This is a genomic window from Flavobacterium sp. KBS0721 (assembly GCF_002007065.3).
In the GTDB taxonomy this organism is placed as follows: Bacteria; Bacteroidota; Bacteroidia; order Flavobacteriales; family Flavobacteriaceae; genus Flavobacterium; species Flavobacterium piscis.
Genome location: NZ_CP042170.1, coordinates 4,794,554 through 4,810,524, shown reverse-complemented (window position 1 = coordinate 4,810,524; position 15,971 = coordinate 4,794,554). Strand labels below are relative to the sequence as shown.

General features: G+C 33.1%; 12 protein-coding genes. 11 read left to right on the top strand and 1 reads right to left on the bottom strand.

Annotated features, from left to right (window positions below; genetic code table 11):
- Nucleotides 1-61 precede the first annotated feature (61 nt).
- The 9 genes from kduI (at nt 62) to B0M43_RS20155 (ending at nt 9,790) form a co-directional block, all read left to right on the top strand.
- Nucleotides 62-901 carry a 5-dehydro-4-deoxy-D-glucuronate isomerase gene (gene kduI / locus B0M43_RS20190; RefSeq protein WP_078007946.1) on the top strand — a complete coding sequence of 280 codons (840 nt, stop codon included), beginning with the start codon at nt 62-64 and terminating at the stop codon, nt 899-901.
- Between the two features lie 25 nt (nt 902-926).
- The gene (locus B0M43_RS20185) at nt 927-1,718 is read left to right on the top strand and encodes a gluconate 5-dehydrogenase (protein ID WP_065449037.1); all 792 of its coding nucleotides are present in this window, start codon (nt 927-929) and stop codon (nt 1,716-1,718) included.
- Nucleotides 1,719-1,742: 24 nt separating this feature from the next.
- Nucleotides 1,743-3,149, top strand: coding sequence for a glucuronate isomerase (gene uxaC / locus B0M43_RS20180; RefSeq protein WP_065449036.1), 1,407 nt, complete (start codon nt 1,743-1,745; stop codon nt 3,147-3,149).
- A 191-nt stretch (nt 3,150-3,340) separates the two neighbouring features.
- Entirely contained in the window at nt 3,341-4,363 is a 1,023-nt protein-coding gene (locus B0M43_RS20175; protein ID WP_078007945.1) for a sugar kinase, read from the top strand.
- A 10-nt stretch (nt 4,364-4,373) separates the two neighbouring features.
- Nucleotides 4,374-5,045: a bifunctional 4-hydroxy-2-oxoglutarate aldolase/2-dehydro-3-deoxy-phosphogluconate aldolase gene (locus B0M43_RS20170; protein ID WP_078007944.1), complete on the top strand. Its 672-nt coding sequence runs from the start codon at nt 4,374-4,376 to the stop codon at nt 5,043-5,045.
- A 205-nt stretch (nt 5,046-5,250) separates the two neighbouring features.
- Nucleotides 5,251-6,693, top strand: coding sequence for a tagaturonate reductase (locus B0M43_RS20165; protein WP_065449033.1), 1,443 nt, complete (start codon nt 5,251-5,253; stop codon nt 6,691-6,693).
- 89 nt (nt 6,694-6,782) lie between these two features.
- Nucleotides 6,783-8,396 (top strand): UxaA family hydrolase, encoded by a 1,614-nt coding sequence (locus B0M43_RS20160; protein ID WP_078007943.1) that lies wholly within the window; start codon nt 6,783-6,785, stop codon nt 8,394-8,396.
- A gap of 93 nt (nt 8,397-8,489) precedes the next feature.
- On the top strand, nt 8,490-8,924 hold the full coding sequence (locus B0M43_RS24675) for a transposase (protein WP_210418026.1): 435 nt from the start codon (nt 8,490-8,492) through the stop codon (nt 8,922-8,924).
- Nucleotides 8,924-9,790 (top strand): IS3 family transposase, encoded by an 867-nt coding sequence (locus B0M43_RS20155; RefSeq protein WP_210418029.1) that lies wholly within the window; start codon nt 8,924-8,926, stop codon nt 9,788-9,790. The genes B0M43_RS24675 and B0M43_RS20155 overlap by 1 nt, the downstream gene beginning before the upstream one ends.
- 206 nt (nt 9,791-9,996) lie before the next feature.
- Here the strand turns inward: B0M43_RS20155 and B0M43_RS20150 are convergent, their stop codons facing one another.
- Nucleotides 9,997-11,025, bottom strand: coding sequence for a LacI family DNA-binding transcriptional regulator (locus B0M43_RS20150; RefSeq protein WP_078007942.1), 1,029 nt, complete (start codon nt 11,023-11,025; stop codon nt 9,997-9,999).
- Between the two features lie 282 nt (nt 11,026-11,307).
- On the opposite strand from B0M43_RS20150, the gene B0M43_RS20145 reads away from it, so the two are divergent.
- Together B0M43_RS20145 and B0M43_RS20140 are read left to right on the top strand one after the other, a co-directional pair.
- Nucleotides 11,308-12,741 (top strand): glycoside hydrolase family 28 protein, encoded by a 1,434-nt coding sequence (locus tag B0M43_RS20145; RefSeq protein WP_078007941.1) that lies wholly within the window; start codon nt 11,308-11,310, stop codon nt 12,739-12,741.
- Nucleotides 12,742-12,784: 43 nt separating this feature from the next.
- On the top strand, nt 12,785-15,961 hold the full coding sequence (locus B0M43_RS20140; RefSeq protein ID WP_078007940.1) for a SusC/RagA family TonB-linked outer membrane protein: 3,177 nt from the start codon (nt 12,785-12,787) through the stop codon (nt 15,959-15,961).
- Nucleotides 15,962-15,971: the final 10 nt, after the last annotated feature.

The window sequence follows — 15,971 nt, the reverse complement described above, 5'->3', positions numbered from 1 at the left end:
AATGTATTTTTTAAAGATAAAAATCTAATTTTGTGCAATCGATTACATTAAATTAAAAATTATGACAAAATATAGTTCAAGATACGCGTCAAGCCCGGAAGCTGTAAAAAAGTATGATACACAGGAATTAAGAAGCGAATTCTTAATTGATGACTTAATGCAGGAAGATGAGATTGTTTTAACCTATTCTCACTATGATAGATATATAGCTGGTTCTGCAGTTCCGGTAAAAGGTGATTTAGTCTTAGAAACTATTGATCCGCTAAAAGCATCCTATTTTTTAGAAAGAAGAGAAATCGGAATTATTAATGTTGGAGGGAGTGGTTCTATTATAGTAGAAGGAAAAACATATGCACTAGGTTTTAAAGATGCTTTGTATATCGGTAGCGGTAATAAAGAAGTGATTTTTAAAAGTGATGACAGCAAAAATCCTGCTAAATATTACATCAATTCGGCACCGGCTCATACTACTTACCCAACAGTAAAGGTAAGTTTGGCAGAAGCAAATAAATTAGAATTAGGTACGATGGAAACGGCAAATCATCGTACAGTAAACCAAATGATTATTGGCAGCGTTGTAACGACATGTCAATTACAAATGGGAATGACGGAATTAAGACCGGGAAGTGTTTGGAATACTATGCCGGCTCACGTACACGATCGTAGAATGGAAGTTTATTTCTATTTGGATATTCCGGAAAATCAGGCAGTTTGTCATTTCATGGGACAACCTCAGGAAACAAGACATATCTGGATGAACAATCATCAGGCGGTAATTTCTCCACCATGGTCAATTCATTCAGGATCTGGAACAAGTAATTATACTTTTATCTGGGGAATGGCAGGAGAGAACTTAGATTACGGAGATATGGATGTTTGTAAAATAACTGAATTAAGATAACTTAATAACAATTAAATAAAAAATTATGTCAATTAACCTTTTTGATTTAACTGGAAAAATTGCACTTGTTACAGGAGGAGTTCATGGTCTTGGAATGGCTATGGCAAAAGGACTTGGTCATGCAGGAGCAAAAATTGTAATAAATGATCGTTCATCAAGAGAAACAGTAGATAACGCAGTTGCAGAATATAAATCTGTTGGTATTGAAGCTTACGGATATGTATTTGATGTAACTGATGAAGTAGCTGTAATCGAAAATATAAATAAAATCGAAAGCGAAGTAGGTCCAATTGATATCTTAATCAACAACGCAGGAATTATAAAAAGAATTCCTATGATTGAAATGGAAGTGGAAGATTTTGAAGCCGTTATAAAAGTAGATTTAGTAAGTCCTTTTATCATGTCTAAAACAGTTGCCAAAGGAATGATCGAAAGAAGACAGGGTAAAATAATCAATATCTGTTCGATGATGAGTGAATTAGGAAGGGATTCTGTGAGTGCTTATGCTGCAGCAAAAGGAGGTTTAAAAATGTTAACCAAAAATATGGCTACGGAATTGGCTAAATTTAATATCCAAACGAACGGAATTGGACCGGGATATTTTGCAACAAGCCAAACAGCTCCTATTAGAGTAGATGGTCATCCTTTTAATGAGTTTATTATCAGTAGAACACCTGCTGCACGTTGGGGAGATCCGGAAGATTTACAAGGTGCTGCAATATTTTTGTCTTCAAAAGCAAGTGATTTTGTCAACGGACATATCCTGTATGTTGATGGTGGAATTTTAGCGACTATCGGAAAACCATCCAACGAGTAATTCGCAATAATAAAGAAAGAAGAAATGAGCGCAAATCAAACATTCATAAACGATAACTTTTTACTTGAGAATAAATTCGCTGAAGAGTTATATCATAATTACTCAAAAAATCAACCCATAATTGATTATCACAATCACTTAAATCCACAGTTTATTGCCGAAGATAAAATTTTCGACAATATAACACAGGTTTGGATAAACGGAGATCATTACAAATGGCGTGCGATGCGTACATTGGGGATCAACGAGCAATTTGTTACAGGAAATGGTTCAGATAAAGATAAGTTCTTAAACTGGGCAAAAACAGTTCCGTATACGATGCGTAATCCTTTATATCACTGGACGCATTTAGAATTAGCCAGATATTTTGATATTTATGATTTGTTGAATGAAAAATCAGCAGAAAAAATTTACATCGAAACAACAGAAAAAATTAATTCTCAGGCCTACAGTACACAAAACCTGCTTAAAAAAGTTAATGCTGAATTGGTTTGTACTACAGAAGATCCTATTGATAGTTTAGAGTTTCATCAGAAACTATCTAAAAATCCTATTGGAACTAAAATGAGTACAGCTTTCAGACCTGATAAAGCTATCTTAATTTCTAATGATGGTTATAATGCATATCTGGACACATTAGGGGATGTGTCCGGTATTGCAATTAATACTTTTGCTGATTTGCAGGCTGCATTAAGAAAAAGAATTGAATTTTTTAATGCAAATGGATGCAAATTAAGTGATCACGGTTTAGATCAGATTTATTTTGAAGAATTTACAGAAAATGAAATTTCTTCAATCTTCAAAAAGAAAAGAGAAAACAGAATTATATCACCGGAAGAAGCTTTAAAATTCCAAAGTGCTGTTTTGGTATTCTTATCTGAAACGTATCATGAATTTGGATGGGTGCAGCAATTTCACTTAGGGGCATTACGTAATAATAATGCACGTATGCACAGAATTTTAGGACCTGATACAGGTTGGGATTCAATTGGAGATTATCCGCAAGCGCAAAAATTATCAAGCTTTTTAAATGCTTTAGATAGTAAAGATAAGCTGACTAAAACAATCATCTATAATTTAAATCCTGCAGATAACGAAGTAATGGCAACCATGATTGGAAACTTCAATGACGGAAGTGTTCGCGGAAAAGTACAGTTTGGTTCAGGATGGTGGTTTTTAGATCAGAAAGACGGAATGACTAAACAATTAAATGCTCTTTCAAACATGGGATTAATTAGTTGTTTCGTAGGGATGTTAACTGATTCAAGAAGCTTCTTATCTTTCCCTAGACACGAATATTTCAGACGTATTTTGTGTAATCTGTTAGGAGATGAAATCAAACGCGGAGAATTACCTAACGATATGGAATGGATAGGAAAATTAGTTTCAGATATTTCATATAACAACGCAAAAGAATATTTCAAATTCTAATATTTTTAAATCTTTAAGGATTTTTAAAAAGTTTTGAACCATTAAGATATTAAGTTTCATTAAGACGTAAAGCTTAACTTTCTTAATATCTTAATGGTGAAAAAGAAAACGTTCAAGTATAAAGCTTAATTTTTCTTAATCTCTTAATGGTAAAAAAAAGAAAAATTTACTGGTAAAACAATAAAAACAATATGAGTAAAGTAGTTGCATTCGGAGAAATTATGTTGCGTCTTTCGACAGAAAGGCATTTACGTTTTTCACAATCTACAGCATTTGGTGCTTCGTACGGAGGAGGTGAATTTAATGTTTGTGTGTCTTTGGTGAATTATGGCGTAAACGCAGAATTTGTAACAAGATTACCTGAGAATGAAATTGGTACTTCGGCATTAAAAGAAATGCGAAAAATGAACGTAGAGTCTAAAAACATAGTTTATGGAGGTGAACGTTTAGGAATTTATTTTCTTGAAACTGGTGCAGGAACCCGAGGCAGTAACGTGGTTTATGATCGTGCACACAGTTCTATGGCAACTATTCAGAAAGGTACAATTGATTGGGAAAAAGTCCTTGAAGGTGCGACTTGGTTTCACTGGAGCGGCATTACGCCTGCAATTTCAGAAAGTGCTGCAGAAGCTTGTTTAGAAGCTATTAAAGTAGCTCATAAAAAAGGAATTACCATTTCTTGCGACTTGAACTACAGATCAAAATTATGGCAATATGGTAAAACTCCAAGTGATGTTATGCCTGAAATGTTAAAATATAGTAATGTTATTTTGGGAGATATAGATACAGCTTATTTCATGTTAGGAATACCTAAAGTGAACCCAAATTATCAGGATGAGAAATCGCTCCCGGTTTTGTATACGAAACTATTTGATTTAATTCCTAATTTAAAAACAGTAGCAACTACATTACGTTATTCTGTAAGTGCATCACACCAAAGAATTGGAGGTATTTTGTTTGACGGAAAAGCTATTTATCAGGCAGCTGTTAAAGAAGTTACACCAGTAGTTGACCGTGTTGGTAGTGGAGATGCTTTTATGGGCGGATTAATTTACGGATTACAGCAATATCAAAATAATAACCAGAGAGCGTTAGACTTTGCAGTAGCGGCTTGTTGTTTGAAACATACCATTGCAGGAGATTATAATCTGGTTACTTTAAAAGAAGTTGAAAATATGATAGATGGAGATGGTTCTGCATTAGTATCAAGATAATTAAGAAAAGATGGCAAAATATTCAAGAATTGAAGTGGCTTTACAAATGAAAGAGAACGGAATGGTTCCGTTGTTTTTTCATTCAGATATAGAAGTAAGCAAGAAAGTACTAAAGGCATGTTATGATGGTGGTGCGCGATTAATGGAGTTTACAAGCAGAGGAGATTTTGCACATGAAGTTTTTGGAGCTTTAAATAAATATGCTTTGGCTGAATTGCCGGGAATGATGTTGGGTGTAGGTTCTATAAGTGATGCAGCAGCGGCTTCATTGTATATGAGTTTAGGAGCTAATTTTATTGTGACTCCTGTTTTTAGAGAAGATATAGCCATAGCTTGTAATCGACGTAAAGTACTTTGGTCGCCAGGTTGCGGTACGCTTACTGAAATTGCAAGAGCGGAAGAATTAGGATGTGAAATCGTAAAATTATTTCCCGGAGACATTTACGGACCAGAATTTATAAAAGCCATAAAAGGGCCATGTCCGTGGACAAATATAATGCCTACCGGAGGTGTTTTACCAACCGTAGAAAGCCTTACTTCATGGTTGACTGCCGGCGCAACTTGCGTAGGTATAGGTTCACAATTAATTTCGAAAGATATATTAGATAAAGAGGATTATGATGGCTTAAAAACGAAAGTAAGCGAGGTTCTTGATATCATCAAAAATATTAAAAATAAATAAGGAGTAATCATACCAATCCTTATTTACAAGAGTTTTTTTAGATTTTAGAGATTGTAACAGAACATTACACTTGAAAAATAAATTTTGTCATTCCTCACAGCAAAATTTACTTTCCTTATACAAGTGTAATGTTTCTTTTACAGCGAAAAAAAATAAACAGCAATAAGGTATTTAGTGGTTATTTATAACACTTTAAAGATTTAAAATGAAACAGTTAAACAGAAAAAATACAGGATTAGAAAAATTACAGCCAATAAAAGTAGTTCAGTTTGGAGAAGGAAATTTCCTGAGAGCTTTTGTTGATTACGCATTTCACAAACTAAATAAAGAAGTTGATTTTAATGCCGGTATTGCAATGGTGCAGCCTTTGAAAGACGGTATGGTACACCTGATTAACGATCAGGACGGTCTTTATACTTTGTTTATGAACGGTATCAAAAAAGGTGAAAAAATACAAGATATTGAGTTAATTACGAACATTGTAAAAGCGATAAATCCGTATACTGAATTTGCAGATTATTTGGCTTTAGCCAAAGAAGAAGAACTTCAGTTTATTGTTTCAAATACTACTGAAGCTGGAATTGAATTCATTGAAAGCGATACTCCGGATATGCAGCCGCCAGTTTCATTTCCTGCAAAGTTGACTGTTTTATTATATGAAAGATTCAAACATTTCAATGGAGATGCTTCTAAAGCGGTAACGATCATTCCTTGTGAATTGATTGATTATAACTCAGAGACGCTTAAAAAATATATTTTACAATATGTTGATTTATGGAAATTAGAGGATGAATTTAAAACTTGGGTGTCAGATGCTTGTACGTATCACAGTACTTTGGTTGACAGAATTGTTCCCGGATATCCAAGAGCTGAAATTGAAGAATACAATAACAAATTGGATTATCAGGATAATTTAATTGTTGCTGCTGAACCTTTCTTCCTTTGGGCTATTGAAGGTGGCGATGATTTAAAAGCAAAATTACCTTTTGATAAAACAGATTTGAATGTAAAAATCGTTGATGATATTCGTCCTTTTAAAATGATTAAAGTTCGTATTCTAAACGGTGCGCACACGGCAATGGTTCCTTTTTCACTTTTATATGGTAATAAATTAGTAATGGAAACGGTTAACGGAGATTTTACCGGAAAATTCGTAAACAGCGTTATTGGTGAAATTAGTGAAACGCTTGATATGGACAAAAATGAAATTACCGCTTATTCTGAAGAGGTAATGGACCGATTTAAAAATCCATTTATCAAACATGCACTTGCTGATATCGCATTAAATTCTATCTCAAAATTCAAAGTAAGAGTTTTACCAAGTTTATTAGGATATTATAATACTAACAAAAAATTGCCTGTTAATTTGACTTTTTCTTTAGCAAGTTTAATTCAGTTCTACAAAGGAACCTGGAATAACGAAGCATTACCTGTAAAAGATTCTCCGGAGATAGTTGAAGCATTTAAAAACGCCTGGCAATTAAAAGCTACAGATTTAGTTGTAGCTAAAATATTGGCTAATACTGAATTCTGGGGTGAAGACTTAACTCAGGTAAAAGGTTTATCTGAAGCTTTGGTACTGGCCTTAAATGAGATTGAAGAAAACGGAATAGAAAAAGGTTTTGCTAATTTTAGCAAACACTATTAATTGGAATAGTTTCTAAAATTCTAAGTTTTCGGGACGCATCTTAGCGACTTAGCACCTTAGAAACTTAGTTACTTTAAAAAAAAACGATCATGCAAAAAAAATTAATAAAAGTCAATCCGGCAGATAACGTAATTGTCGCTTTAACCGATTTGGTACAAAACGAACAAATTATGTTTGAAGGAACTACCGTCTCACCAACAACTGATGTTAAAGCAAAACATAAAATCGCAGAGCAAGATTTTACAATTGGTAATGATATTATAATGTATGGTGTTTTGGTGGGAAAAGCTGCTAAACCTATAAAAAAAGGAGAAGTAATTACCACTGAAAATGTAAAACATCAAAGTGAAAAAGTTTTTGGTAAAAACGGAAATTTAGGTTGGACTCCACCAAATGTAGATCGTTGGAAAGACAAAACTTTCAACGGATACCACCGTACTGATGGACAAGTTGGAACCAAAAACGTTTGGTTGTTTTTTCCATTGGTTTTTTGTGAAAACAAAAATATCGAAAAACTGAAAGATATTTTCGAAAATGAATTAATGCCCAAAAAAGAAGTTTCTTATAAAAATTTGTTACGCTCTTTAATTGAAGAAAAAAGCGTAGAAGAAGTTTCGGATAAAAATTTAAATGAAAATCTTTTAGATAATGTCGAAGTAAAATTTATCAATCATCAAGGTGGTTGTGGAGGGATTCGACAAGATTCAGAATTGTTGGCAAAACTGCTTGCAGGATATGTGAACAACCCAAATGTTGCAGGTGCAACTGTTTTAAGTTTAGGTTGCCAAAATTTGCAAGTTGATATTTTTAAAAATGCATTGAAAGAAATGAGTCCGAATAGTGATAAAGAAATTTTGATCTATGAGCAACAACAAATTGGAACTACTGATCAAATGTTTCAAATGGTGATTAAAGATTCTTATGAAGCCATTAAAAGAGCCAACAAAATTGAACGCAAACCTGCTCCTCTTTCAAAGCTAAGTATTGGTTTAGAATGTGGAGGGTCTGACGGATTTTCAGGAATTTCAGCTAATCCGGCATTAGGAATTGTTTCAGATATTTTTGCAGCTTTGGGAGGGAAAACAATTTTGGCAGAGTTTCCAGAATTATGTGGCGTTGAGCAAGAATTGATGAACCGATGTGTGGACGAAGAAAAAGCAGATAAGTTTTTAACTTTAATGAAAGCTTTTGAAAAATCAGTTGTAGATGCAGGTTCAGGGTTTGATATGAATCCATCTCCGGGAAACATCAAAGACGGATTAATTACAGATGCAATGAAATCTGCTGGTGCAGCTAAAAAAGGTGGAACTTCACCTGTTGTAGATGTTTTAGATTACGGAGAATATATTTCAAAACCAGGATTAAATCTTTTAAATACGCCAGGAAATGACGCAGAATGTACCACAGGATTGGTTGGATCGGGCGCAACAGTTGTGTTATTTACCACGGGTTTAGGAAATCCGATGGGAAATCCGATTGCACCCGTTGTAAAAATTTCTTCGAACACGGCATTAATTAATAGAATGTCTGATATTATCGATGTAAATGCCGGAACGGTGATTACTGGTGAAAAAACCATTACCGAGGTTGGAGCAGAAATAGTAGATTACATTATAGAATTGGCGAGCGGAAACGTAGAAACAAAAGCAGACCAGTTGAAACAAGATGTATTTATTCCTTGGAAAAGAGGAGTTTCGCTTTAATAACAAAATATAAAAAAAAACTCACTAAACAGTGAGTTTTTTTTTTTACCATTATGTCTTGTCCTGAAATAGCGATACACAAAAAGTATCATTATGGAAAAAGATCAAGAATTGCGCTATGTTAAGCGTACACAGAAAGATTACAGTATGTCTTTAAAACTTCAAATTGTTCAAGAAATAGAACAGGGAAAAACCTCAATTTCTCAAGTTAAGAAAGATTATGCTATTCAATCACGTTCAACAATTGTTCAATGGCTTCGAAAATTCGGTAACTTTGATTGGGACAATCAAACACCTTCTCTTATGCAAAAATCTCCTGAACAGAAAATAATGGAACTTGAAGCCAAAGTGAAGTTATTGGAAAAACAAAGAGCATTTTTAGAACAGCAGGCTTTCGTTGCTGATAAAAAAGCTATTATTTTCGATATGATGATTGATATAGCAGAAAAAGAATATCAAATTGACATTCGAAAAAACTCACCACCCGAACAATCGACCATTTTAAAAAAGAACAACAACAAACAATAATGTTTGCCTGTACTTTGTTCGGGATTGACAGACAGGTTTACTATCGTCGAGTAAAAAAAAGTTGCGATAAGAAGCTTTTGGCTTCAAAAGTTGTTAATATGGTTTTGGAAATTAGAAATACAATGCCTCGAATTGGAGCAAGAAAATTGTATTATCTTTTAAAAAGCGAGTTGAATCAACTTAAAATAGGCCGAGATAAATTTATAGATATACTTAGAGCAAATCATTTATTGATAATATCAAAACGTTCTTACCATATAACAACAAACTCTCATCATAGATTTAGAAAACATCAAAATCAAATATTAGAGTTAGAGATTTGTAGACCAGAGCAAGTCTGGGTATCAGATATAACCTATATTGGAAAAAGAAAGAATCCATGTTATTTAAGTCTAATAACTGACGCTTACTCTAAAAGAATAATGGGTTTTAATGTGGCAGATAATATGAATGCTCATAGTAGTTTAACAGCTTTAAAAAATGCAATAAAAAAACGCAGAGATAAAGGCAAAACATTAATACATCATTCAGATAGAGGAATACAATATTGTTCTGATGAATATCAAAAACTATTACATAAAAACAATATAAAATGTAGTATGACCCAAAACTCTGATCCCTATGAGAATGCAGTAGCTGAGAGAATAAATGGAATTTTAAAACAAGAATTTAATATTGATAAGTTTAATCTAAAACTTGCTGTAATGAAGGTTTTAGTGAAAAATGCAATTGATATTTATAATAACAAAAGACCACATTACTCTAATTATATGCTCACTCCAAGTCAAATGCATCAACAAAGTGTAGTAAAGATGAGAACTTATAAAAGAAAAACACCTGCAATAAAAAATATTACAGGTGTCTAATTAAATATATTTGTCTAATAATCTGTATCGATTATTTAGGACTAGTCATTAAGATATTAAGAAAGTTAAGTTCTAGGTTCATCTCTTAATGATGAAAATTAAGTTTTATTAAGCTAAGCTTTATATTCTTAACATCTTAATGGTTAAAAAAAAAAAACAAGCTCACTGTTAAATGAGCTTATACAACTTATATGGCAAAAAAAACATTAAGAGTTAGATCTTGACGAAGATTTACGAATGTGTAATTCTGGTGCTAAAACAACCTTTTTTTCTATTTTAATGGTTTCGGTTTTGTCTACTTGTTCCAGGAAAACACGTGCTGACATTTTTCCCATTTCAAGTGGTGACTGATCTACAGAAGTTATAGACAGTTCCATAAATTTAGTGAATGGTTCGTTACTGAAACCAGCTACGCAAAAATCTTTAGGGATAATTATATTTCTTGATCTTAATTCCTGAATTGCACCTAAAGCAGCGAAATCACTAGATGAAAATATAGCATCGGGCGGGGTTTCTAACTCTAATAAAATTTCTACTGCATCTTTGCCCGCATCAACAAAACTTTTAACGGGTATAACATATTCTTCCTTAAATTCCATTCCGTTATCCAATAAAGCCTGCTTGTAACCTAAAAATCTGTTTTTGAAAATTTCAAGAGACTGATCTCCGGATAAATGTGCAATACATTTGCAGCCTTCATCAATTAAATGCTTTGTTGTGATGTATCCGCCCTTAAAGTCATTGATGGTTACTGAGCTAACTCCATCAATATGTTTGCTTCTGTCAAAAAAGATAAGAGGAACATTTTTTTGTAATACGTTTTGAAAAGCACCACTGTTTTCACCAGTAACATCAGTGACTGACATAAGGATACCATCCACTTGCGCATCTATTAATGTATATAAATTCTCATTTTCTCTTTTTGCACTTTCATGAGTTTGGCAAATAATTACCTGATAACCATGAGGATGAAGTTCCTCTTCGATTCCTCTAATAACAGATGCAAAGAAATTGCTGTCTATACGAGGAACAATAACGCCAATATTATTACTACGACCACTTTTTAACGCTAAAGCTAGTTTGTTTTGCTTGTAGTTCATCGAAGCGGCAGTTTTGATAACCAACTCTCGTGTACTTTCCTTTATTTTCGGATTGTTGTTTAAAGCCCTTGAAACAGTAGCGGCAGTGATATTTAATTTTTCGGCAATATCGTAAATAGTTATTTTTTCGCTCATTAAGAAAGGTTTTCGAATTAATCTCAGACAAAAATACATTTTTTTTTATAACAAACATAAATTGTTATCGATTACCATAATTTATAATTAAAACGTTTTCGGTTCAACAATGACAATAAATTATGCTTTTTTTTACATTAACTGTAATTATAATTCATAATAAAAATTAAATATATAAATTTTTTACAAATAAATTTGGTGCGGTCGAACTTATTTTATACTTTCGTGTAATCGATTACATATATATATAGTTTTGACTATCAAATAATAAAACTTACTCAAATGATTATAAATAAGATTATAGCATTCAAAACAGTTTTAATCTCTGTAACAGTGGCTTTAATGACTTTATCATGTACAAAGCAAACTTTGACAGTTTCTGATTCAGATCCTTGGAAAAAGTTGGAATTAATTATAAAAAGCATTACTAAAACTCAATTTGCTGATAAAACTTTCAATATAAAAGATTTTGGTGCAGTAGCTGATGGAAAAACTTCAAATACATTGGTTTTTGAAAAAGCAATTAAAGCTTGTGTTGAGAATGGTGGCGGGAAAGTTTTAGTTCCTAATGGTAAATATTTAACAGGGCCTATACATTTAGAAAGTAATGTGAATTTACATTTAGAAGACAATGCCGAAATTCTTTTTAGTATAAATCCAAAAGATTATCCGATGGTTCATACCTCATGGGAAGGAACTGAACTTATGAATTATTCTCCTCTTATATATGCCAAGAATAAAACCAATGTTGCCATAACAGGAAAAGGAACGCTTAATGGTCAGGCTGACGATACAAATTGGTGGATTTGGTCAGGAGGTAAGGACTATGGCTGGAAAAAAGGAATTCCATCTCAGAATGATCCTCAAAACCGTGAAGTTTTAATTGAAATGGCTGAAAAAGGTGTTCTGGTTAGTGAAAGAGTTTTTGGAGAAGGCCGCTATTTGCGCCCCAATTTTATTGAGTTTTTTGAATGTAATACGGTTTTAGTAAAAGACATCACTGTAATAAATGCTCCGTTTTGGATTTTACATCCTATAAAAACAAATAATATCATTATTGATGGTGTAACGGTAAATAGTCACGGACCTAACAATGATGGGTGCGATCCTGAATATTCGCAAAATGTACTTATTAAAAACTGCACTTTTAATACTGGTGATGATTGTATTGCCATAAAATCCGGACGTGATGCTGATGGAAGAAGGGTAGCAATACCAAGTAAAAACATTATTGTTCAGAATTGTAAAATGATCGATGGACATGGCGGAGTTGTCATGGGAAGCGAAATATCTGCAGGTGTAAATAATGTTTTTGTTGAGAATTGCATAATGGACAGTCCTAATCTGGATCGTGCAATTCGTATTAAGACAAATTCAAAAAGAGGTGGTGTTGTAGAGGATATTTATGTGAGAAATCTTGAGGTAGGTACCGTAAAAGAATGTGTTTTGCGTGTAACAATGTTTTATAACGTATACGGTTCGCAAACAGGAAATTTTATACCTACAGTAAGAAATATAAACCTTGAAAATATAAAAGTAAAAAACGGTGGAAAATACGGAGTTTGGGCAGAAGGGTATGAAGAATCTCCAGTAGAAAATATTACACTAAAAGATGTAGTAATAGCTAAAGTAGGACAACCCTACTTACTAAAAAATGTAAAGAATATCAATTTTATAAATACAAATGCGAATGAACAAAAAGTAGAAAATCATTAAAAATTTAAAACTATCAATTTAACCAAAACTATTTAACCAAACTATGAATTTTAAACAATTATCAAAGAAAAAAATAAAATACAATCTAGTATTTTTATTTTTCCTGAATTTCCTGGTGAGTACTACAATACATGCTCAATCTACTGTGGTAGAAGGGAAAATTACAGATGCCGCGGGATTATCACTACCAGGTGTAAATGTTCAGGAGAAAGGAACTAAAAATGGTACCTCTACAGATTTTGAGGGAAGTTTTAAAATTAATGTGACAAATAACAAAGCCATTTTAATAATTAGTTATTTAGGTTTTCAGACACAAGAAGTAAGTGTTGCCGGAAAATCTAAAATCAATGTAAGTCTTTCTGAACAATCAAACTCACTAAATGAGGTGGTTGTTGTAGGTTATGGTACTGTGAAAAAATCAGATGTTACAGGTACAGTAAGCACTATAAGTGCGGCGACTATAACTGAGAGAAATACAACAAATCCATTAGAAGCTATACAAGGAAGTACAGCAGGGGTTCAAATTTCTTCTGCTTCAGGGCGTGCAGGCGATGGATTCAAAATCGTTATCAGAGGAAACAACTCTTTGCTATCTGATACTAGTGGTACTAATTCTACAGCTGTAGGATCGACTCCTTTGTTTGTTGTTGATGGTGTGCCTCTGGATAATATCGACTTTTTAAACCCTCAGGACATTGCCAGAATGGATGTATTAAAAGATGCTTCTTCTGCAGCAATATATGGTTCCAGAGCTTCTAACGGGGTTGTGATTGTAACAACAAAAAGTGGTACAACAGCTAAAGCAGGAATTAATGTTAGTTTTAATACATCATATGGAACTAAGACAGCTACGAGATTACCGAAATTTATGAATTCACAAGAGTGGTATGCATTTAATCAATCTGCATTTTTATCTTATCCAGCAACTTCGCAAACACCTCAGGCACTTGCAACTGCTTCTACAGGTAATAGTCCTTTATTAGTTAAAAGATACAATGAAGGTTTTAGTTATGACTGGGTTGATGCGATACTTAAACCTGGTGTAACCCAAAATAATTATTTAAACATTTCGGGACGTGGAGAGTCAGGATTAAGCTATAACATAGGACTTGGTTTACAAAGTGATGAAGGACTTATTGATAATGATTCAACGGACAAATATTCTTTTAAATTAGGTTTAAATCATAAAATAAATGACAAATTCTCTACTGGTGTAAACATTACTGTAGCGCGTATTGAGAGCCAATTAGGTAGTGATTTAGCAATGCAGGATGCATTTAGGCTGCCTACACTTTTGTCTCCCTGGGCTGTTGATGCTAACGGAAATGATATTGTAGGACAATTAACATTACAACCTGGTAAAATAACGCAACCTGGTAATACCACCCTTATTTTAGACAGAACTAGTAATGTCAATCCATTAATGGAAATTGCAAACTCTTCACAAACAGAAAAAACATGGCAAACTGTTGGTAATGTTTATTTTCAATACCAAATGCTAAAATGGTTAAGCTTTAAAACAACTTTTGCTGCAGGTATAGTAAATTCTGTTACAGGTATATCCAATACCGCTAATACAAATCAGGGAATTCTAGTAAAAGGAAATTCTTCATCAATTAGAAATTACAATAATTTCAATTATACTTGGGACAATCAGCTGGATCTAAAGCATACTTTTAATGAAGTACATGATTTTAGTATGTTATTATTGCAAAGTACCTACTCCAATAAGGATGAAAATTCATACTTATATTCAAGTAATCAGCCTTTTGAATCAGGAATTTACAATATTCCATCAGGAGCACCTTCAACTTATTCTTTTGTTGCTCCAACACCAGAAACACCTTATGTAAAAAACGAGTTAAAATCTTATGCAGTACGTTTAAATTATGCTTACAAGGATAAATATTTATTAACCGCCTCTAACAGATGGGATGGCTCATCTGTATTATCAAAAGGAAATCAATGGGAAAGTTTTCCATCAGTAGCTTTAGGCTGGAAAATTAGCAAAGAGTCATTTTTAAAAAGCAGCAACATTATTTCTGACTTGAAATTAAGAGCTAGTTTGGGGTATACAGGAAATGACAATGTTAATGCTTATGCGTCGCAGGCACTTTTAGACCAACAAACATTCTATGCGAACGGATCGAATCTTGTTGCAGGATGGCAATCAAAAAATTTAGCCAACATAAAATTAGCTTGGGAAAAAACTAGAGAAGTAAATTTTGGACTTGATTTTGGATTACTAAAAAACAGAATTTCAGGAAGCGTCGACGTTTATGACAGATTATCAACTAATGTAATCAATAGCAGACAACTTCCTTATGAAACGGGTTACGCAAGAACATTTGACAATGTAGGTTCAGTTAGTAACAAAGGTGTTGAAGTTTCATTAACAACTAAAAACATTCAGTTAGAAAAACTAAAATGGGAAACAACATTCATATTTAGTAAAAATATAAATGAATTAGTTTCTATTAATTACCAAGAAACAAGTGATATAGGAAATAATTTAATTCTTGGTTCAGAATTAAATCCTAATTTCCACTATGTTTATGATGGAGTTTGGCAAGAAAGCGAAGCTACTCAGGCTGCTTTGTTTGGTGCTAAACCTGGTAATGGTAAATTAAAAGACCTGAATGGTGATAATAAAATTGATGCTAACGATAAAACTGTAATTGGCAGTAGCGTTCCTAAATGGCAGGGAAGTTTTTATTCTAAAATGACATTTGGCCAATTTGATTTCAATTTCTCTATTATTACGAGCCAGGGACAAACCGTATATAGTCCTTTTCATAGACAATTTACAGATGTTACAGACAGAAACCGTCAAAGGGTAAAAATGGACTATTTTGTACCAACCAATGGTGCTGGTGTTACTCCAAATGCTTCAAACAATGCTCCAAGACCTGGTCCTACAGCGGGTGGTAATGGAGCAGGTGCGACTTATCTCGAGACAACAAATACAGGTCTTGTTGGTTATGCATTTTACAGAGATGCATCTTACGTAAAAGTAAAAAACATCTCATTAGGTTATACATTAAATTCAGATTTAATGCAAAAACTTAAACTTAGTAATCTAAGAATTTTCATTAATGTTTTAGATCCGTTTGTTTTTACTGATTTTGATGGTTACGATCCTGAATGGGCAGGAGCTGCGATAGGTATTAACCGTCCATCTTCTATTACTACACAATTAGGATTAAGTGTTAACTTTTAATAAAATAAAA

What these genes read in the sequence shown, in the direction of transcription:
- kduI (WP_078007946.1), top strand. Translation starts at nt 62, where the DNA reads ATGACAAAATATAGTTCAAGATACGCGTCAAGCCCGGAAGCTGTAAAA.
- B0M43_RS20185 (WP_065449037.1), top strand. Translation starts at nt 927, where the DNA reads ATGTCAATTAACCTTTTTGATTTAACTGGAAAAATTGCACTTGTTACA.
- uxaC (WP_065449036.1), top strand. Translation starts at nt 1,743, where the DNA reads ATGAGCGCAAATCAAACATTCATAAACGATAACTTTTTACTTGAGAAT.
- B0M43_RS20175 (WP_078007945.1), top strand. Translation starts at nt 3,341, where the DNA reads ATGAGTAAAGTAGTTGCATTCGGAGAAATTATGTTGCGTCTTTCGACA.
- B0M43_RS20170 (WP_078007944.1), top strand. Translation starts at nt 4,374, where the DNA reads ATGGCAAAATATTCAAGAATTGAAGTGGCTTTACAAATGAAAGAGAAC.
- B0M43_RS20165 (WP_065449033.1), top strand. Translation starts at nt 5,251, where the DNA reads ATGAAACAGTTAAACAGAAAAAATACAGGATTAGAAAAATTACAGCCA.
- B0M43_RS20160 (WP_078007943.1), top strand. Translation starts at nt 6,783, where the DNA reads ATGCAAAAAAAATTAATAAAAGTCAATCCGGCAGATAACGTAATTGTC.
- B0M43_RS24675 (WP_210418026.1), top strand. Translation starts at nt 8,490, where the DNA reads ATGGAAAAAGATCAAGAATTGCGCTATGTTAAGCGTACACAGAAAGAT.
- B0M43_RS20155 (WP_210418029.1), top strand. Translation starts at nt 8,924, where the DNA reads ATGTTTGCCTGTACTTTGTTCGGGATTGACAGACAGGTTTACTATCGT.
- B0M43_RS20150 (WP_078007942.1), bottom strand. Translation starts at nt 11,025, where the DNA reads ATGAGCGAAAAAATAACTATTTACGATATTGCCGAAAAATTAAATATC.
- B0M43_RS20145 (WP_078007941.1), top strand. Translation starts at nt 11,308, where the DNA reads ATGATTATAAATAAGATTATAGCATTCAAAACAGTTTTAATCTCTGTA.
- B0M43_RS20140 (WP_078007940.1), top strand. Translation starts at nt 12,785, where the DNA reads ATGAATTTTAAACAATTATCAAAGAAAAAAATAAAATACAATCTAGTA.